The sequence below is a fragment of the Herbaspirillum sp. NPDC101396 genome (genome assembly GCF_044767365.1).
Classification (GTDB): Bacteria; Pseudomonadota; Gammaproteobacteria; order Burkholderiales; family Burkholderiaceae_D; genus Herbaspirillum.
This window is the reverse complement of record NZ_JBIWNT010000008.1, coordinates 91,816-110,659: the sequence shown is the minus strand read 5'-3', so window position 1 is coordinate 110,659 and position 18,844 is coordinate 91,816. Positions and strand designations below refer to the sequence as shown.

General features: G+C 62.0%; 17 protein-coding genes. 6 read left to right on the top strand and 11 right to left on the bottom strand.

From position 1 onward, the window contains the following. Positions 1-6: 6 nt before the first annotated feature. The 5 genes from dapA to infA form a co-directional block, all read right to left on the bottom strand. A complete protein-coding gene (dapA, locus tag ACIROY_RS23765) occupies positions 7-876 on the bottom strand; it encodes a 4-hydroxy-tetrahydrodipicolinate synthase (RefSeq protein ID WP_402344679.1) in 870 nt (289 codons plus the stop codon). A 325-nt stretch (positions 877-1,201) separates the two neighbouring features. Then, positions 1,202-1,888, bottom strand: coding sequence for an HD domain-containing protein (locus ACIROY_RS23760; protein WP_402344676.1), 687 nt, complete (start codon positions 1,886-1,888; stop codon positions 1,202-1,204). A 217-nt stretch (positions 1,889-2,105) separates the two neighbouring features. After that, positions 2,106-2,318 (bottom strand): cold-shock protein, encoded by a 213-nt coding sequence (locus ACIROY_RS23755; RefSeq protein WP_016836527.1) that lies wholly within the window; start codon positions 2,316-2,318, stop codon positions 2,106-2,108. Positions 2,319-2,549: 231 nt separating this feature from the next. Then, positions 2,550-2,861 (bottom strand): hypothetical protein, encoded by a 312-nt coding sequence (locus ACIROY_RS23750; protein ID WP_402278813.1) that lies wholly within the window; start codon positions 2,859-2,861, stop codon positions 2,550-2,552. A 25-nt stretch (positions 2,862-2,886) separates the two neighbouring features. Then, positions 2,887-3,150 (bottom strand): translation initiation factor IF-1, encoded by a 264-nt coding sequence (gene infA / locus ACIROY_RS23745; protein WP_007881321.1) that lies wholly within the window; start codon positions 3,148-3,150, stop codon positions 2,887-2,889. A 473-nt stretch (positions 3,151-3,623) separates the two neighbouring features. Here infA and ACIROY_RS23740 point away from each other — a divergent pair, with 473 nt between their 5' ends. Then, positions 3,624-3,878: a hypothetical protein gene (locus ACIROY_RS23740; RefSeq protein ID WP_402278816.1), complete on the top strand. Its 255-nt coding sequence runs from the start codon at positions 3,624-3,626 to the stop codon at positions 3,876-3,878. A 239-nt stretch (positions 3,879-4,117) separates the two neighbouring features. Beyond that, complete coding sequence (locus ACIROY_RS23735) at positions 4,118-6,802, top strand: DbpA RNA binding domain-containing protein (RefSeq protein ID WP_402278818.1); 2,685 nt, start codon at positions 4,118-4,120, stop codon at positions 6,800-6,802. Between the two features lie 79 nt (positions 6,803-6,881). Here ACIROY_RS23735 and ACIROY_RS23730 read toward each other — a convergent pair whose 3' ends face one another. From ACIROY_RS23730 to ACIROY_RS23720, 3 genes are all read right to left on the bottom strand, one after another. Beyond that, on the bottom strand, positions 6,882-8,186 hold the full coding sequence (locus ACIROY_RS23730; protein WP_402344673.1) for an LLM class flavin-dependent oxidoreductase: 1,305 nt from the start codon (positions 8,184-8,186) through the stop codon (positions 6,882-6,884). 9 nt (positions 8,187-8,195) lie between these two features. Then, on the bottom strand, positions 8,196-9,179 hold the full coding sequence (locus tag ACIROY_RS23725) for a sulfonate ABC transporter substrate-binding protein (protein WP_402344670.1): 984 nt from the start codon (positions 9,177-9,179) through the stop codon (positions 8,196-8,198). A 122-nt stretch (positions 9,180-9,301) separates the two neighbouring features. Then, a complete protein-coding gene (locus tag ACIROY_RS23720) occupies positions 9,302-9,733 on the bottom strand; it encodes a hypothetical protein (protein ID WP_402278824.1) in 432 nt (143 codons plus the stop codon). Positions 9,734-9,875: 142 nt separating this feature from the next. Between ACIROY_RS23720 and ACIROY_RS23715 the strand changes: the two genes are divergently transcribed. The 4 genes from ACIROY_RS23715 to ACIROY_RS23700 all read left to right on the top strand — a co-directional run bounded on the left by ACIROY_RS23715 (position 9,876) and on the right by ACIROY_RS23700 (position 13,618). After that, positions 9,876-10,217: a zinc ribbon domain-containing protein YjdM gene (locus tag ACIROY_RS23715; RefSeq protein ID WP_402278825.1), complete on the top strand. Its 342-nt coding sequence runs from the start codon at positions 9,876-9,878 to the stop codon at positions 10,215-10,217. Between the two features lie 25 nt (positions 10,218-10,242). Continuing rightward, the gene (locus ACIROY_RS23710; RefSeq protein ID WP_402344667.1) at positions 10,243-11,289 is read left to right on the top strand and encodes an oxidoreductase; all 1,047 of its coding nucleotides are present in this window, start codon (positions 10,243-10,245) and stop codon (positions 11,287-11,289) included. Between the two features lie 82 nt (positions 11,290-11,371). Beyond that, on the top strand, positions 11,372-11,917 hold the full coding sequence (locus ACIROY_RS23705) for a chlorite dismutase family protein (protein ID WP_402344664.1): 546 nt from the start codon (positions 11,372-11,374) through the stop codon (positions 11,915-11,917). 156 nt (positions 11,918-12,073) lie between these two features. Then, on the top strand, positions 12,074-13,618 hold the full coding sequence (locus ACIROY_RS23700; RefSeq protein WP_402278831.1) for a methyl-accepting chemotaxis protein: 1,545 nt from the start codon (positions 12,074-12,076) through the stop codon (positions 13,616-13,618). Positions 13,619-13,709: 91 nt separating this feature from the next. Here ACIROY_RS23700 and ACIROY_RS23695 read toward each other — a convergent pair whose 3' ends face one another. From ACIROY_RS23695 to ACIROY_RS23685, 3 genes are all read right to left on the bottom strand, one after another. Beyond that, a complete protein-coding gene (locus ACIROY_RS23695) occupies positions 13,710-15,437 on the bottom strand; it encodes a methyl-accepting chemotaxis protein (protein WP_402344661.1) in 1,728 nt (575 codons plus the stop codon). A 224-nt stretch (positions 15,438-15,661) separates the two neighbouring features. Continuing rightward, on the bottom strand, positions 15,662-17,389 hold the full coding sequence (locus tag ACIROY_RS23690; protein ID WP_402344658.1) for a diguanylate cyclase: 1,728 nt from the start codon (positions 17,387-17,389) through the stop codon (positions 15,662-15,664). Positions 17,390-17,436: 47 nt separating this feature from the next. Continuing rightward, a complete protein-coding gene (locus tag ACIROY_RS23685) occupies positions 17,437-18,759 on the bottom strand; it encodes an ABC transporter substrate-binding protein (RefSeq protein WP_402344655.1) in 1,323 nt (440 codons plus the stop codon). Positions 18,760-18,844 lie beyond the last annotated feature (85 nt).

Sequence of the window (18,844 nt, the reverse complement as noted above, 5' to 3'; positions counted from 1 at the left end):
GCATGCTTACAGGCAACCGAGCCGCGACAGCTCGCGGTGCAAGCGCTCATGCAGCTCCGGTGAGCTGGCTTGCATGGGGGCACGCAATTCATCGCGCAGCATGCCCATCATCGCCAGCGCGGTCTTGATCACGGCCGGATTCGGCTCGGCGAACAACAAGCGGATCAGTGGCAGCAATTCATAGAATTGCTCGCGCGCTTCGACCAGACGCTGCGCCTGCACCAGCTGCGCCACACGCACGAACAGGTCGGGACGAATGTGCGCCGCCGCCGTGATCGCACCGCTGCCGCCGAGACACAGCGTGGTTAAAATCTGTTCGTCTTCTCCCGCCAGAATTTGCAAACCGCCATGCGCGATCAGGTCCATGGTGGCCGCAGCACTGCCACCGCAATCCTTGACGGCGACGATGCGTTCATGGCCGGCGAGCGCGAGGATGGTGGCGGCGTCGATGTTGATGCCGCTGCGGTACGGGATGTTATAGACGATCACCGGCGCCTCGGCGGCATCGGCCATGGCCAGGTAAAACGCGCGCAAGCCTTCCTGCGAGGGGCGGATGTAATACGGCGCCGGAATCAGCAATCCCGCGACCGGGCGCTGCTGGATTTTCTGCATCTTCTCCAGCATCGCCACCTGCCGATTGCCGGCCAGACCCATCGCCACCGGACAGCCGGGCACCGCATCGAGGATGGCATCGAGCACCGCCAGTTGTTCAGCATCGTCGAGTGCGGCCGCTTCTGCGGTGGAGCCGCAGGCGACCAGGCCGGATACGCCGGCGTCGAACATGCTGCGCGCCAGCGCCTGCAAAGCGGGGAAATCGATCTTGCCGTCGTGGAAGGGCGTGACCAGGGGAATCCAGATACCGTCGAAAGAACGCATTGCTGCTCTCCATAAAATTTACTGCATTACAGACCGTGAATGTCTGTCGGCAGGTTGCAAGGAGAGAAGTAGCGAGGGGAACGTGTCCGGTCTGCGTTGGCCATCCTGTCAGCCCACCTGACAGGACAGCGCGCCCCGGTCAGATGAGCGACTGTTTCTTTTGTTTACCGGCCGCGACGGTGCGTGCACGCGCTCGCGCAGCCAGGGCATACAGGCTGAGCGACAACAGGCAGGACAGGGCGGCGATGAACATGAAGGATGAAGGCAAGGTAAAACGATGAATTGATGCGATGGATTAATTCTAGCAGCATTCCAAAAAATGGTTTCAGGCGCTTTCCCATTCCGCCAGAAAGCGTGTGCGGAAGTCGCGCAGCCATTGCACGCGTTGTTCGCCGAGGCGACGTCCGGCGTCGGTTTGCATCGTCGCCGGCAGGGTTTCCAGTTTGCAGGCGATGTGGTCGAGCGCATAGCGGCGATCATCCGGCGCGCGATGGGTGGCGCGCGCATCGTCGGCATGCGCCAGCAGGCTACCCATGCGGCCCGCGGTGTAGAACATGCGCGCCAGTCCGACCGCGCCGAGCGCGTCGAGACGATCGGCGTCCTGTACGATCTGTGCTTCGATGGTGGTCGGGGCAATGCCGGCGGAAAAACTGTGCGCTTCGATGGCGTGTGCGACCGCGTCGAGTTGGCCCGCCGGGAAATCAAGTTGCTGCAAGTGCCGGCGCGCAAGCTGCGCTGCCTGGCGCGAGGCGAGATGGCGTTGCGGATCATCCTTGGGCAGATTGACCAGATCGTGCAGATAACAGGCGGCTTGCACCACCAGCGCATTGGCGGCCGGGTAATCGTCGAGCAAAATGCGTGCGGCCTGCCAGACGCGATGCAGATGGTTGATGTCGTGCGCACCGTCGTCGGCGTCGCTGATTGCGCCGGCCAGCGCAGTCAGTCGCTCAGACCAGTCTTGCCGGGAATTTTTTGGGAGATCTTGCAGGGGATTTTGTGAAGCAGGGTGCATGGCGTCGCCGGAGAAAATCGCGGAACTGCGATGATAGCCGAAGCATGCCGGGTCCAAATGCAACAAAGCCCGCCGTAGCGAGCTTTGTCATTCCGCAGAACCTGCGGTGCCGGGGATTTTTCCATCAGCGACCCATGCTATCTGCGTGGTGCCGCCGGTTTGTCGATCCCGGACTTGGATGTCGTGAAGACCTTGGCCTTCACGTCAGATCAAGCGATTAGATCGCTTTGATATTGGTAGCTTTTTCGCCCTTAGGGCCAGTACCGCGCTCGAACGAGACGCGCTGGTTTTCGGCCAGGCTCTTGAAACCGTTCGATTGGATGTCCTGGAAATGCGCGAACAGATCGTCGCCGCCTTGATCAGGCGTGATGAAACCGAAACCCTTGGCATCGTTGAACCACTTGACCGTACCTGTTTGACTTGTAGACATGTTATTACTTCCTTGAAAAAAAATGAGGGACAACGCCCGAAGCGCACCCGAGACCAAGAAAGATGTAACCGAAGAGAGTCCGACAGAGGAGGCTCGCAAGCGAGCTCAAGAGAAGAGACCAACAATAACGACGACTTGATGTAAGTGCAAATTTAAATATACAGGTAAACCTGAAGATTACCTAAACATATCGAGATTTAATTCGCGATACGTCCAGGAGCGCTGCAGCGTTCAGCGAAACCCGTAGGTCGGCGCCGGCGTGCGCTGCTGCAGTTGGACGATGGCACGTTGCAGGCGTTCTTCGATGCGCTTGGTGCGTGACGCATTGCCGGACGAGGTCAATTCCAGATCCGGAAAATACACGCGCACGGATTTGGCCGCCGTGATCAGATCGAGCCGATGCGCATGTTCATGCGTGAGGTCGGCACCGATATCCCAGACGCACTCGACCAGCTCGACTTCCAGCGCAGCCGCCAACGCGACCGCCTTGGCGGAAATCGCCGCAGCGCCATTGCTGCGCTCTAGAGGTGTTGCGGTCGGCATCGCAATCTCGTTACGGATCGAGATATCAGTAGCGACGACGTTGCTGTCCGCCGCCGACCGGTCCGCGCTTTTCCAGATGACGGAAAGTGATGCGGCCTTTGCTCAGGTCGTAAGGAGACAGTTCCAGTGTGACTTTGTCGCCGGCCAGGATGCGGATATGGTTCTGACGCATCTTGCCGGAGGTGTAGGCGATCAGTCGATGGCCGTTTTCCAGGTTCACGCGGAAGCGCGAATCGGGCAGGACTTCTTCGACGAGGCCGTTCATTTCAAGTAGTTCTTCTTTAGCCATGGTGGTTTCCAAATAAGGCGACCGGCAGGCGGCAGCTCGCAAGAGGCTGCAACAACATCCGCCGAAGATCGCAGAAAAAAGAGGCCGGTTACCGCCTGAGCGGACCAGTGCGTTTTGCTTTTCGCCCCGGGAGCAGCGCCGCGTGCACGTGCAGACATGCGGAGAGACTTGGCGCCGGATGCACAATGTCGCCGGCGGCAGGACTGCTACAGGACGGGCCGCGTGCCGGAAAACAAGTGAAACGAAAGGCTGGCGCGGCCGGAAAGAGTGGAGACTGGCGCGCTTTGAGATGATATTGCGGGCCGGTCCGAAAAAGGGCGAAACCGCCCAACGAGCCTCTATTATACATTGTCTGCAGTGAACCCCGCCAATCCCTTCGGAAGCCGCGCCAGCCCGGCGTGATCGCCGATTTTGATTGCTATTCGCCGGACTTACGCGCACTATAGGTCGATAGTCCGATTAAAGGAAAAGCCATGTCGCAGTCTGTTACCGAAGTGAAATTGACCAACGCCGGCGTGATTTTTTCTGTATGCGTGGAGTTCGTCGACCGCGAGTGCTTCATCTCCAATGAAGCGCTGATCAAACTGGCCTCGCAGATGTTCAACGCAATCGGACCGATGCGCACCTTCCGCGAACTGGAAGCCAACATTACCGGCGTTGCACGCCGCCTGGTGCATGCCGGCGTGCAAGGCTCGCCGCTGCAGCTGACACCGAACACCTTCCAGTAAATTTATCCCGGCGGGCGGTTTTGCCGTCCGATGTTCGCCCGGCTTTCCGTTTCTTGTCGCCGGGAATTGTTTGTCTTCCGGGCAACATCTTCCCCTGCCGTCGGCCCAGAAAGCGCCCATTTTCCGCTGCCGGCGTACGCGCGGCTGCAACTTAACATCGCCCAGCGCGTCACAAGCGGGTAAACTGCATCCCCATGCGGCCGCGCCCTGCGGTCCCAAAAAAGAACCAGTGAGTCCTCATGTCCGAAGCCCCCCTTCCCTTGTTTTCCGACCTCAATCTCAGTGAACCGCTGTTGCGCGTACTGAAAGAGCTCGGTTACGAATCGCCGTCGCCGATCCAGGCCGCGACCATCCCCATCCTGCTCAGCAACCGCGACGTGCTGGGCCAGGCCCAGACCGGCACCGGCAAGACCGCCGCGTTTGCGCTGCCGATCCTGTCGCGCATCGACATCCGCCAGACTGCGCCGCAGGCGCTGGTGCTGGCGCCGACGCGCGAACTGGCGATCCAGGTGGCCGAAGCCTTCCAGCGCTACGCCACCCACATCCCGGGTTTCCACGTGTTGCCGATTTACGGTGGCCAGAGCTACGGCCCGCAGCTGAGCGCTTTGCGCCGCGGCGTGCACGTCGTGGTCGGCACCCCCGGCCGCGTGATCGACCATCTGGACAAGGGCTCGCTCGACCTGTCGCAACTGAAGACCATGGTGCTCGACGAAGCCGATGAAATGCTGCGCATGGGTTTCATCGACGACGTCGAATCGATCCTGCAAAAGACCCCGGCCTCACGCCAGACCACGCTGTTCTCGGCCACCATGCCGTCGGCCATCAAGCGCATCGCCCAGACCTACCTGCGCGATCCGGCCGAAGTCACCATCGCCGCCAAGACCGGCACCGCCGAAAACATCCGCCAGCGTTACTGGCTGGTCAGCGGCATGCACAAGCTCGACGCGTTGACGCGCATCCTGGAAGTCGAACCGTTCGACGGTCTGATCATTTTTGCGCGCACCAAGCTCGGCACCGAAGAGCTCGCCGGCAAACTGAAGGCGAGGGGGTTTGCCGCCGCCGCCATCAACGGCGACATCCAGCAGCAGCAGCGCGAGCGCACCATCCAGCAACTGAAGGACGGCCAGATCGATATCCTGATCGCCACCGACGTCGCCGCACGCGGCCTCGACGTCGAGCGCATCAGCCACGTCATCAACTACGACGTGCCTTACGATCCGGAAAGCTACACCCACCGCATCGGCCGCACCGGCCGCGCCGGTCGCAGCGGCGAAGCCATCCTGTTCATCACTCCGCGCGAAAAGAACCTGCTCAAGAGCATTGAGCGTTCGACCCGCCAGCCGATCACGCAAATGAACCTGCCGAGCGTGCAGGCCGTCAACGACGTGCGTGTGGCGCGCTTCAAGGAGCTGATTGGTGAAACGCTGGCCGCCGGCGATCTCGACGTGTTCCGCTCGTTGATCGAAGACTACGAACGCGAAGAGAACGTCACAGCCGTCGACATCGCCGCTGCGCTGGCCAAGATGGCCCGCGGCGACGTGCCGCTGCTGCTCGACAAGAACCAGCGCGAGCCGGAGTTCGTGCGCAGCGACGACCGTGCACCGCGCGAACGTCCTGATCGTTCGCCGCGTGCAGAGCGTGGCGACCGTCCTGAGCGCGGTGACCGCAATGACCGCAGCGAACGTCCAGGCTACGCTCCCAAGGAGCGCATCGTCCGCGCCGCCGATCCCGGGATGCAGACCTTCCGCATTGAAGTCGGCCATCAGCACGGCGTCAAGCCGGGCAACATCGTCGGCGCCATCGCCAACGAAGCCGGCATGGATTCCAAGCATATCGGCCGCATCGAAATCTATGACGACTACAGCGTCCTCGATCTGCCGGACGACATGCCGCCGGACCTGATCGATCACCTGAAGTCGGTACGTGTAGCCGGCCAGCAATTGCAGATCAGCCGTGACGGCGGCGTTGCAGGCGCCGCACCGCGTGCGGAGCGCAGCGAGCGCAAGGAACGTCCTGAGCGTGTCGAACGTGCCGAGCGTACTGAACGCCCGGAGCGCACCGAGCGTGCCCGTCCGACCAAGGCCGATTTCGCCGCCCACACGACACAGACCTATCGTATCGAAGTCGGCCATGAACACGGCGTCAAGCCCGGCAACATCGTCGGCGCCATCGCCAACGAAGCCGGCATGGACGCCAAACATATCGGCCGCATCGAAATCTTCGACGACCACAGCGTGCTCGACCTGCCGGGCGACATGCCCGACGACTTGCTGCAGCACCTGAAGAAGGTCTGGGTCGCCGGCCAGCAACTCAAGATCAGCATCACCGACGAACGTCCGCCGATGCTGCGCGCCGAACGCGGCCCACGTGTTGAACGTGGCGATCGTCCGGAGCGCAGCGAGCATGGCAACCGTCACGAACGCGCCGAGTCCGCTCCCGCTCGTGCTTCCGGTTCGGGTCCTGTTGAAGAGCCGCGCAAGACCAAGGGCAAGGAAAAAGGCAAGCCCGAGTTCCAGATGCAGACTTTCCGCATCGAGATCGGTCGCGCCCATGCAGCGACGCCGGCGAGCATCGTCAACGCCATCGCCACCGAAGCCGGACTCGAAGCCAAGCACATCGGCCGCATCGACATCCACGACGACCACAGCACATTGGACCTGCCTGCCGGCATGCCCAAGCCATTGCTGCATCAGTTGAAAGTGGTGGAAATCGACGGTCGCAAGATGAACATCAGCATCATCGGCACCGGCACCGAGCATCACGACAAGACCCCGGCAAAGAACGCTACGCCGCCCAAGGTCAACAGCAGCGCGCGTGCCGGTCGTCCCGGCGACAAACGCTCGGACAAGCGTGACAGCCGCGGCCCGGACACCCGCGTGTCTGGCCAGGCCAAACCGCATCGCAAGGGCGGCAAGTCTGAGTAACTTGCAGTAATTGGCATGATGAAATGGAAACGGCGCGAAGTGATTCGCGCCGTTTTTTCATTGATGCCGCAACCGGTCTTCAGCGCAGATAACTGCGCAAGGTATCGCCCTCGTAATCCAGCCGGAATTGTCCGCGCCGCTGCAGCTCCGGCACTACCAGATCGACGAAGTCGTCAAAGCCTTCCGGCAAATGCGCAGGCGTGATCACGAAACCGTCCGCACCTTGCTGCGCCACGATGTGTTCCATCCAGTCGGCAATGTCCGCAGCGGTGCCCGCCACCTGCGGCACCAGCACGCCGCTCGCGTACAGCCTGCCGATATCGGCCAGCGTGAGGCTGCCTTCGCTGGACAATTGCTTCACCAGTCCGAACAGGCCCTGCATGCCCGCCACCTGGATATCGTCGATCGGCGCGTCCAGCGCGTGCGCCGAAAAATCCACGTTCATGTGGCTCGACAAGGTCGACAGGCCGACGATGGGATCGACCATCGCATTGTGCTGCGTGCGCTTGTCTTCGGCCTCCGCTTTGCTCGCGCCGACAAAGGGCATGAGCGCGGTCAGCACCTTGATGTCGGCAGGCTTGCGGCCGAATTTTCCGGTGCGGCTTTTGAGGTCCTGGTAGAAGCGCTGCATGCGCGCCAGGTCGGGCTGGATGCCGAACACTACTTCAGCCCAGCGCGCCGCAAAATCCTGGCCGCGATGCGATGAACCGGCCTGGATGATGACCGGTCCTCCCTGCGGCGAGGCCGGGATGTTGAGCGGACCGCGCACGTCGAAATGCGTACCGTGGTGATCGATCGCATGGACGTGGTCGGGATCGGCGTAGCGTCCGCTGCCGGCGTCCAGCAACAGCGCCTCCGCATCCCAGCTGTTCCACAACTTGTGCGTGACCTCGAGGAACTCGTCGGCGCGGTCGTAGCGTTCGTCGTGTCCCAGGGTTTCACGCAGGCCGAAGTTGTCGGCCTCGCCCTGGTTCACTGAGGTCACCACATTCCACGCCGCGCGTCCTGCCGACAAATGATCGAGCGTGGAAAATTCGCGCGCCAGGCTGTACGGTTGCGAATAGGTGGTCGAGCGTGTGGCGCCGAGTCCGATATGCGAGGTGACTGCGGCAATCGCACCCAGCACCGGCAGCGGATCCATGCGCGTCGCATCCTGGTCGCCATGCGCCACACCGTAGCGATGGCTGCCACCGAAGCGCGTCGACACCGCCAGCCGGTCGGCGAAGAACAGCAGGTCGAACTTGCCGCGTTCCAGCGTCTGCGCAATGCGCTTGTAATAGTCCAGCGTCAGGAATCCGCCCGGCGTGCTGCGAGGATGGCGCCACAGCACCTGGCTGTGGGCCGCATTGCCGGCGATCAGGAAGGCCGCAAGATGTATCGTCATGACGCGTTCTTACAGCAGGGCTTCGCCGTAAACCTTGTCCTTGACCTGCACCTGATTCTTGATCAGGCCGAGCTTGTAGAAGGCTTCGACGATTTGCTGTTGTTCCTGGATGATGCCCGCGTCGATCGGCACCGTGGTGTAGTTGCGGCGCTCGGTCGCCAGGCGCAGCACCTTGGGATCGACGCCCAGCTGCGGCGCCAGCAGGTCTGCGGTTTCCTGCGGATGGGCCTGGGTCCAGTTGTTGGTCTTCTTCAGTTCGGTGAACAGGATGCGGATGATGTTCTTGTTCTGTTCGACGAACTTCGGCGTGGCCAGATGGAAGGTGCGGTTGTTCGACAAGCCGGTGCCGTCGCGCAGGATGCGCGGGCGCGTCGAGATTTCCTGGCCGGCCAGGAACGGATCCCACAAGCCGGCGGCGTCAACATTGCCCGACTGGAAAGTCGCCCGCACGTCGGCGGCGTTGGACAGATACACCGGCACGATGTCGTTGTAGCTGAGACCGGCTTCTTCGAGTGCCCGCACCAGCAGGTATTGCACGTTCCAGCCGCGACCCAGCGCGACCTTCTTGCCCTTGAGTTCCTTGATCGAACGGATGGTCGAATCCTGCGCGACAAAGATGCCGATGCCTTTCGGATACGGTTGTTCGGCGGCCAGATACACTGCGTTCACGCCGGAGGCGTTGGCGAACACCGACGGCGTGTCGGCCGCGTGGCCGAAGTCGATGGCGTCGGCGTTGAGCGCTTCGGTCAGCTGGGGCCCGGCCGCGAACTCGAACCACTTCACCTTCCAGCCCAGCGGCGCCAGCGCCTTTTCCAGGTTGCCGGTGCCCTTGAGGATATTGAGCGTGTTGAACTTCTGATAGCCGATGCGCAGCGTGCGTTCTTCGGCGGCATTGCCCCAGCCGGCCGCGCCGGCCAGTGCGGCAGCCGCGGCGCCCTGCAATACCAGGCGGCGTTTGTTCGACGTTGTGGATGTGATGGATGTTGTTGTCATGCCCTGCCCCGGAAAAATTATCAAGGGATCAAGACTAAACAAAGCGACGTTTTAGCAGAACGAATGCTTTCGATGATGCTTACGCGATTTCTGAATATCTCAGCGCGATGGAAGAACCAGGATCAGGCGCCGCCCAGCAGATCGTGGGCATTGAGGATGGCAAAGGCGATGTCGGGATTGCTTTCCAGGCACTTGCGGATTGCCGCCGGCACCGCCTGGCGGGTTTTCTTGCACAGGCCCGGACGTTCTTCCAGCAGGATCAGGAAGCCGCGCACGGTGCGCACCTCGCGCGGACTCGGCGCAATGCGCAAGACCACGCCGAGTTGTTTGTAGAGCAGGCCGGCGACGTGCTGCAAATCGTCGTAGCTGGAAATCTGCTCGATGCGTTCGAGCAGCCTGCGCTCCTGTTCCTGCGTCAGCATCAGCACGCGCACGTCGGTGTCGGGGTTTGCTGCGGCGCTGTCGAGCAGGCTCTCGCGATCACACACACAGGCGCCCGGAGGACATTCCTTGCGCAAGGTATGGACGGGAATACCGGAAAGCGACTGCAGCATGCCAACTCCTGCTAAAAAGTCATTCAACGACAATGGCTAGTATAGCGGTTGGCGAACATGGTTGGCGTCGATGTGCGGGCGGTATACTGCGCACCTGGCGACACGCATCCGGCGTGTCCGCCGCATCGTCACGAAAGTCATCATGAGCACCTTGCCACCCTGTCCCCAATGCCAGTCCGAATTCACCTACGAAGACGGCGCCCTGTACGTCTGTCCCGAATGCGCCCATGAATGGTCCATCAAGCCGGCCGAAGCCGCGGAAGACAGCAGCAAGGTCTGGCGCGATGCCGCCGGCAACATCCTGCAGGACGGCGACACCGTGACCGTGATCAAGGATCTCAAGCTCAAGGGCGGTGGCGGTGTGGTCAAGATCGGCACCAAGGTCAAGAACATCCGCCTGGTCGAGGGCGACCACGACATTGATTGCAAGATCGACGGTTTCGGCCAGATGGGCCTGAAGACCGAGTTCGTCAAAAAAGTCTGAAGCACACAGAACGAGGAGCGCTTCCATGTCCGGGAAATTGAAACTGGGTTTGATGGGCTACGGCTTCGCCGGCGCCACCTTCCATGCGCCGGTGATCGCCCGCAGCTGGCGCACTGAACTTGCCGTGATCGCCACCTCGCAGGCGGAACGCGCTCGCGCCGATTTCCCCGCAGCCGACATCGTGCCGGATTTCGACGCCTTGATCGCGCGTGACGACATCGCCTGCATCGTCATCGCCACGCCCAACGACACCCATTTCGCGTTAGCGCACCGTGCGCTGGAAGCGGGCAAGCATGTCGTGATCGACAAGCCGGTCACCTTGTCCGCCGCCGACGCGCAAACACTGGCGCGGCTGGCGGTGCAGCGCGGCCTGCTATTTGCACCGTTCCACAATCGTCGCTGGGATGGCGACTTCATGACGCTGCGCGCACTGATTGCCGACGGCGGGCTCGGCCGCGTGACGCATTTCGAATCGCACTTCGATCGCTTCCGTCCGGTCATTCCAAAACGTTGGCGCGAAGAAGCGGCCCACGGCGGCGGCCTGCTGTTCGATCTGGGCCCGCATCTGATCGATCAGGCGCTGGCCTTGTTCGGCGCGCCGCAGTCGCTGTCGGCCACCGTGCGGCAGCAGCGCGACAACGCGCAGGTGCCGGACTACGTCCATCTGCAATTGCATTACGCCGATAAGGAAGTGGTGCTGCACGCCAGTGCGCTGAGCGCTTTGCCGCCGCCGCGCTTTGCCGTGCACGGCACGCGCGGCAGCTACCTGATCAACGGCCTCGACGTGCAGGAAGATCAACTGAAGGCAGGCTTGCGTCCCGGCGACGCCGGCTTCGGCAAGAATCCTCCGGGATGGTTGCGGCAAGTCGATGGCGAGCGGGATCATCAAGGCGAGCACGCCACGCTGGACGGCGACTACGCCGGTTTCTACCGCGCGCTGGCCGGCACTCTGCTGGACGGCAAGGCGTTCCCGGTGCCGGCGCAGGATGCGGTCGACGTCATGACCATCATCGACCTGGCGCTGCGCAGCGACGCCGAAGGCGTGCGTGTGCCGTTCACGCGTCTGGAATAGCGATAGCGATTCGTCTCCCTTGTAAGAAACGCCGTCGCCGCGCGACCAATCTGCCATGAACAATGCACCAAGGGAGGCGGAAATGAATGAACGCTTGTGGACGTTCGCGGGCGGCGCACAGGGTGCATGGCTCATCACTGCAATCCGCGCCGTTAAAGGCGCGACGCTGCCGTCGGCGACACACCTCGCCATCGCCAACGGCGAATCCGCTGCAGCAGGCACGTGGGCCCTGCAGGGCGTCACCAGCAACGAGCGCTATACCGAACAGGCTGAAAAACAACGCTTGCTTGCCGTCCAGCAAGGCTTGCACCGGCCCGGTTCGACCTGCGCCGCGCTGATCCCCATCCGCAAGAGCGCGGCCTGGTGGGTGCTGACCCAGCAGGAACGGCGCGACATCCTCGAAACCCGCTCGCGCCACATCGAGATCGGCCTGCGTTACCTGCCACCCATTGCGCGCCGCCTGCACCATTGCCGCGATCTGGCCGCGGTGCAGCCCTTCGATTTCCTCACCTGGTTCGAGTTTGCCCCGGCCGATGCTGCCGCCTTCGACGCGTTGCTGGCGGCGCTGCGCGAGACTCCGGAATGGGACTACGTCGAGCGCGAAGTCGAGGTGCGAATGGAACGCTGAACGGACCGTCTTGGATGCTGCTGCGCAGCAGTGTTGCTTTCGCTCCAACTTGTGTTTGCCGCATCGCCAAAACACGGTAACCTGCATAAGAGTCCGGGGTACTACCGGGCCGGGGAAATATAAACACAACGACAGCACGCGGGGACCATAGCCATCATGAAACAACTTTCCAACATGCGGATTTCCAGCCGCCTGATTTTCGGCTTTGCCATCGTTCTCATTCTGGCGACCATTTCCACTTCGATGGGATTGATCAATGCCAGGCGCAATGCAGAATCCACTCGCACCATGATGGAATTGCCGCTGGCCAAGGAAAGGCTGGTCGCCGACTGGTTCGTGCTGACGTATTCGGCGATCGTGCGTACGTCGATGATCGCGCGCAGTTCTGACGCCAATCTGGCAGACACCTTCAAGGAGGCGATCGCCGCCAGCGTCGTGTCCGGCAGCGGCATCATCAAGAAGATCGAACCACTCCTGAGTTCGGAGGACGAGAAGGCCTTGTTCAAGGAAATCATCGCAGCGCGCAACAAATACCAGGCCGCCAAGGAACTGGTGATGAATACGCGCAAGACCGGTGACGCCGCCGCAGCCGAGAAAGCCTACAAGGAGGTGTTCGAGCCGGCGTCCAAGGCCTATGCGGACAAGGTCAATGCGCTGCTGGCGATGCAGCGCAAAGCCATCGACCAGATGGCCGTCGACATCGACCGCTCCAGTACACGCGGCATGCAACTGATGATGGCGCTGGGCGTGCTGCTGGTGCTCATCAGCGTGGTCGCGGTGCTGATCATTTCGCGCAGCATCACGACGCCGTTGAAGCGTGCTCTGGAGGTCGCCAAGATGGTGGCCGCCGGCGACCTGACCGCCACCATCCAGAAGCAGGGCAAGGACGAAATCGCCGAACTGATGCAAGCGCTCGACGACATGAATACCGGGCTGCGCAAGATCGTCTCGGAAGTGCAGATCGGCACCGATTCGATTTCCACGGCAGCCAACGAAATCGCTTCCGGCAACTTCGACCTGTCGTCGCGCACCGAACAGCAGGCCGGCTCGCTGGAAGAAACCGCCGCCTCGATCGAACAGCTCACCTCCACTGTCAAGCAGAACGCGGAGAACGCACGCCAGGCCAATCAGCTGGCGCAGAACGCTTCCGACGTCGCGGTCAAGGGCAGCGGCGTGGTGTCGCAAGTCGTGGACACGATGGGCGCGATCAACGCGTCCTCCAACAAGATCGTCGACATCATCAGCGTGATCGACGGCATCGCCTTCCAGACCAATATCCTGGCGCTGAATGCGGCAGTGGAAGCGGCGCGCGCCGGCGAACAGGGCCGCGGCTTCGCGGTGGTGGCAAGCGAAGTACGCAGCCTGGCGCAACGCTCGGCAGCGGCCGCCAAGGAGATCAAGGAGCTGATTGGCGATTCGGTGGAAAAAGTGGGTTCCGGCAGCAAGCTGGTGGAGCAGGCCGGCGCGACCATGAGCGAGATGGTCGAAAGCGTCAAGCGCGTGACCGCCATCATGAGCGAGATCGCCACCGCCAGCCAGGAACAAAGCCAGGGTATCGAGCAGATCAACCAGGCCGTCACCGAAATGGACAACACCACGCAGCAGAACGCGGCGCTGGTGGAGCAGGCGTCGGCGACGTCGGAACTGTTGCAGACGCAGGCCGGCAAACTGGCGGAAGCCGGGCGGCACTTCAAACTGTAAGCTGGCAGCAGAAAATCAAAAGGGCGCCCGATGTGAGTCGGGCGCCCTTTTTGTTTAGTGCTGCGTCATGAGCGCACGCGCTCGCCGCGTATCAGAATGTTTCCCAGTCATCGGCGTTTTCCTTGGCCGGCGCCTGCCGCGGCTGCGGCGCGGCGATGGCGCGGGTCTTCGGCGCATTGCTGCTGCCTGCCGGCGCCGGTTTCGCGGTGGCGATGACCGGCCGCTGCGGCGTGATGTTGCGCATCGCCGCTGCCTGCTTCGGCGCAGCCATTACCTGATTGTCGTCGAGCTTGAATACGCTCACCACCTGCGCCAGCTTTGCCGCTTGTTCCTGAAGCGAACCGGCTGCCGCAGCCGCTTCTTCCACCAACGCCGCATTCTGTTGCGTGACCTGATCCATCTGCGTGATGGCGTGGTTGACTTCGCCGATGCCGGTGCTCTGCTCCTGTGTGGCGGCGCTGATTTCGGCGACGATGTCGCTTACGCGCTTGACGCTGCTGACCACCTCGGTCATGGTCTTGCCGGCTTGTTCCACCAGGCGCGTGCCCGAGCCGACCTTGTCGACCGAGTCGTCGATGAGCGATTTGATTTCCTTGGCGGCCGAAGCCGAGCGTTGCGCCAGGCTGCGTACTTCGCTTGCCACCACCGCGAAGCCGCGCCCCTGTTCGCCGGCGCGCGCCGCCTCCACCGCGGCATTCAACGCGAGGATATTGGTCTGGAACGCGATGCCGTCGATCACGCTGATGATGTCGACAATGCGGCGCGAGGATTCGTTGATGGCGCCCATGGTGTCGACTACCTGGCCGACCACGGCGCCGCCTTCGACGGCGACGTTGGAGGCGGTCAGCGCCAGTTGATTCGCTTCCCGCGCATTGTCGGCGTTCTGCTTCACGGTCGATGCCAGTTGTTCAATGGCCGAGGCGGTTTCTTCCAGCGAGCCGGCCTGTTGTTCGGTGCGCGACGACAGGTCGAGATTGCCGGTGGCGATTTCGGACGACGCGGTGGCGATGGTGTCGGCGCCGCTGCGCACTTCGCGCACGGTCTTGAGCAGGTTCTGCGACATGTCGTGCAGGCCTTGCAGCAACTGGCCGATTTCATCCTTGCGATCGACCACCACGTGCGTGCTGAGGTCGCCCGCGGCGACTGCGGAAGTGGCCTGCACCGCGCGGCGCAACGGTCGGGTGATGCCGTCGGACAGGCGCCACGACGCGATGATGCCGACCAGCAGCGCCAGCACACCGACCGCGATCAGGATTGCGCGGCCTGAACGATATTGCTGGTCGACGATCGTCGCATTACGGTTGATGACGTCGCGCTGATGCGTCGCCACGGCGCTCACGCGCGCAGAGTATTCCTTCATTGCGGGAATCAGTTCGCCCTCGAGTGCGCTCAGCGCCGCCGCTTCGTCGCCGCTCTCCTTGATCTTGATGAGCTTGTTGCGCAGGTCGTTGTAGACCTTGCGTTGCGCCAGCAGGGAGTCGAACAGCTTGCGCCCTTCCTCTGACTTGATCAGTTCATCGAGCTGTTTCTGAACCGCGCTGGTGCGGTCGACCGTGCCCGCCATCTGGTCCTTGAAGAACTTCTGGTGATCGGCGTTGTTGCTCTTGATGACCGCCACTGTGCGTACGCCGTTGGCGTCGATGTTGGCGGCCCATTCGGTGGCCAGGCGTTCTTTCTGCAAGTCCAGCGCGATCATGGTGGCGGTGCGACCGCCGATGTCCTGCAGTCGCCATACGCCGATGATCGTCATCAATACCAGCAGCGACAACACCAATGCAAAACCCAGGCCCAGGCGCGAGCCGATGCGCATATTTTTCATTTGATTTTCTTTCGTCTCAATATTGTTTTTTGTGCAACCTGCGCAAGGGGAGGGGCAGGACCAGCACTGCATGGTAGTCCGCTGCGGCGGTCTGCAATCGCAGGAAAAGGCCGGGAAATGGACGCCAGTTAAGGACGTCGGCAAACGCTGTCGGCGATCGCTGCGGCAGCGCAGTGCAGCAAAGTTGTCGGGTCGTCTACGTTCTCGCGCGCCGGCGCGGCGTGCTAACCGGTTGCGCCGGCATGATCGCTCAACGCCACGCGATTGCGGCCGAGCGCCTTGGCCTGATACAGGGCGACATCGGCCAGGCGCAGCAGGGTGTCGGTGCTCATGCTCTCATCCACTTGCAAGGCTGTGACGCCGATGCTGCAGGTGACGCAGCCGAAGGGTGAATCCTCGTGCGGGATCTGCAATGCGGCGACGGCGTTGCGGATGTTTTCGGCGAGCTGCATGGCGTTGGCGCTGTCGCTTTCGGCGACGATCACGGCGAATTCTTCGCCGCCGTAACGCGCCGCCAGGTCGGTGGCGCGGCGCGAACTGGTGCGCAGCACGCGGGCGATGGCGCGCAGGCAATCGTCGCCGGCCAGGTGGCCGTAGCGGTCGTTGTAATTCTTGAAATAATCGACGTCGAGCATCATCAGCGACAACGGCTTCAACGAGCGTACTGCGCGCCGCAATTCACCGCCCAGCGCTTCATCGAAACGGCGCCGGTTGGCGATGCCGGTCAGGCTGTCGGTGGCGCTGAGGGCTTCCAGTTGCTGGTTGGCCTGCTCCAGTTCGCGGGTGCGTTCGGCCACCAGCTCTTCCAATCGTTCATTGTGCTGATGCACCTTGCTGGCCATATCGTTGAAGCGCCGCGACAACTCCGCGATTTCATCCTTGCCTTCGTAATCCATGCGGATCAGATAGTTGCCGGTGCGGGTCGCCTTCATCACACCGACCAGTTGCTTGAGCGGCAGCGAAATGCTGCGCGCGATGATGAACGACAGCACCACCGCCAGGATGAAACACAACACGCCGATGACGATGATCTTGTTGCGGATCGAACGTACCTCGGTGTTGAGCGCATTGAGCGGCGTGATGTTCACTACCATCCAGCTGGTGCGCGGAACCGGCGCGAAAGCGGCGAGCTGTTTCTTGTTGTCGCCATCGCGGTAAGACACGAAGTTGTCGCGCCCTTCCGCCAAGCTACGCGCGATCGCGGCGACCAGACCAGACTCCGGCGCATCGTCGTTCGTCGCGTTCGCTGCATTCGCGCTGACGATGACGTGGCCGTCGCGGGCGTCGATCACCAGCATGCGCGAGCCGTAGCCGAGGTTGACAGACTCGAAGATGCGTGAGAAGTGCAGCGGCCGCAAGCCGACGAACAGCGTGCCGGCGATGCGGTTGTTGCTCTTGAACAGGATGTCGCGCAACATCACCACGCTCTTCTGCCCGGCGGCAGTGCTGTAGACGTCCCAGTATGGCCGGCCTTTCATGTCGGGCGCATCTTCGGCGAAGCGCGCCACGCCGTCGCCGAGCCGGGCGAATACCTGCGGATCCATGATGCGATGGCGGCGGTCGAGCACGTATTTCTGGTTGACGTATTCGAAGGAGCCGTAGTTCTCCAGCAGCAGGCGAATGATCTCGCCGTGGCCGGCGGCGCGCTCTGACGGGCTCTTGCTGTAGTAGGCGGCCAGCGCATGCTGCATGCGTTCGGACATCGCCAGTTCTTCGCTCGAGGATTCGATTTTTTCAATCTGCTGCAACATGTTCTGCGCGACTTGCTTGACCACTTCGCCGGCGAAGATGCGGACTTTTTCCTGCGAGGCGTTGCTCGATTCGCGATACGCCACGATGCCGGCGATCAGCAGCGGCAGCATCGACACCAGCAAAAATGAATTGATCAGCCGATAGCGGATCTCGATCCGGCGCAACAGTTTGAGCGACAGCAGGTCGAGCATCTTCTTCATGCGGCGATGTCCTTCCGGCGTTGGTCGGGAGCAGGTGAGTGCATGGCTTACTTGTTCTCCGTACGCGCTTCATGGCGGATCGATCTGTCGAGCGTCAGGGCCGCCTGGCGCGGCGAGACCTTGCCGAGCAGGACTTCCTGCAGCAGCGGATGCAGCAAGTCGATGGTGTTGGTCGGCAGGTAGGAGTAATAGAGCGGCGCCGTCAGCGGCGCCTGCGTCACCTGCCGCACATAATCGACGATTTGCGGGTCGCTCACCACCTGGCCGCTGGCCTGCTTGAGCGGCGGGATGTTCTGGCGCTTGTTCTGCTGGATCGCAAAGCCGGGACCGTAGATGAACTCGAGGAACTGCAGCGCCGCCTTTTTGTTGCGTGTGTCGCAGACGGCGAAGCCGGTCTCGCTGCCGACCACCGGCACCGCCGCTTTGCCGCGCGCATTCCAGGGTGGCACGAACACGCCGGTGTTGAAGTCCTTGCCGTGCATCAGCGCGCCCGAGGACCAGGTTCCCTGGAACGCCATCGCCGCCTTGCCGTCGGCGAACAGCTGTATGCCTTCGTCGTAGCTGGTGTTCATGTAGCCGCGCTGCAGGTATCCCTTGTCGGCGATCAACTTGATTTTGGCGAAGATGTCGACGGCGTCGCCGTTGCCGAGGTCAAGGCTGCCATCGGCGATACGCTGCTTCCAGTCATGCGGATGACGCGCAGCGACGCCGTTGGCGAAGCCGTAGCTGAACGGCCCGTTGGCCAGCGTATTGGGAAAGGCGCCGGTCCAGACCATCGGCGTGAAGCCGGCTTTTTTAAGCTTGGCGCACGCCGCCAGGAATTCCTCGAAGTTGCCCGGTGGCGCGGTGATGCCGGCACGCTTGAACATCTCTTTGTTGTAGTAGATCAGCGTCGCCGCGACGCCGCCTGAAATGCCGAAGCGCTTGCCGCGGCGACTGGTCCAGTCGGGCTTGAGCGACTCCAGCATGTTGCCCCACGCTGCGGTCTCGCCGAGGTCTGCCAATAGTCCCTGCTCAGCCAGTTCGGCGCTGTAGGCGTTGGGATTGACCGACACCAGGTCGGGCAGGTTGTGGGTGGCGACTTTGGGTTTGAGGTTTTCCTCGACCGAGTTGCCGATCATGAATTGCACGTCGACGCTGATGTTCGGATGGGCGCGGTGGAACTCGTCGGCGATGCGATGCATTTCGTCGGGCCAGTCGGGCGCCCACACCAGTGCGGTGATTTGCGTTTGCGCAAATGCATTCCGTTGGGGGGAGGCGGTATTGTCTTGTCCGCACGCCGCCAGCAGGCACAACAGGAAACCGGGAAGCAAGCGGGAAACGTAAAAGACGGCCCGCGCCGCGATTCTTTTTATTCTTCCCTCGCCCATGAATCTTCCTGAACACTTCCCCAAGATGACAACAAAAATATTCTGAGTAGTATGAAAATGTCGGCCAAATTTGCGAATTCTTGAC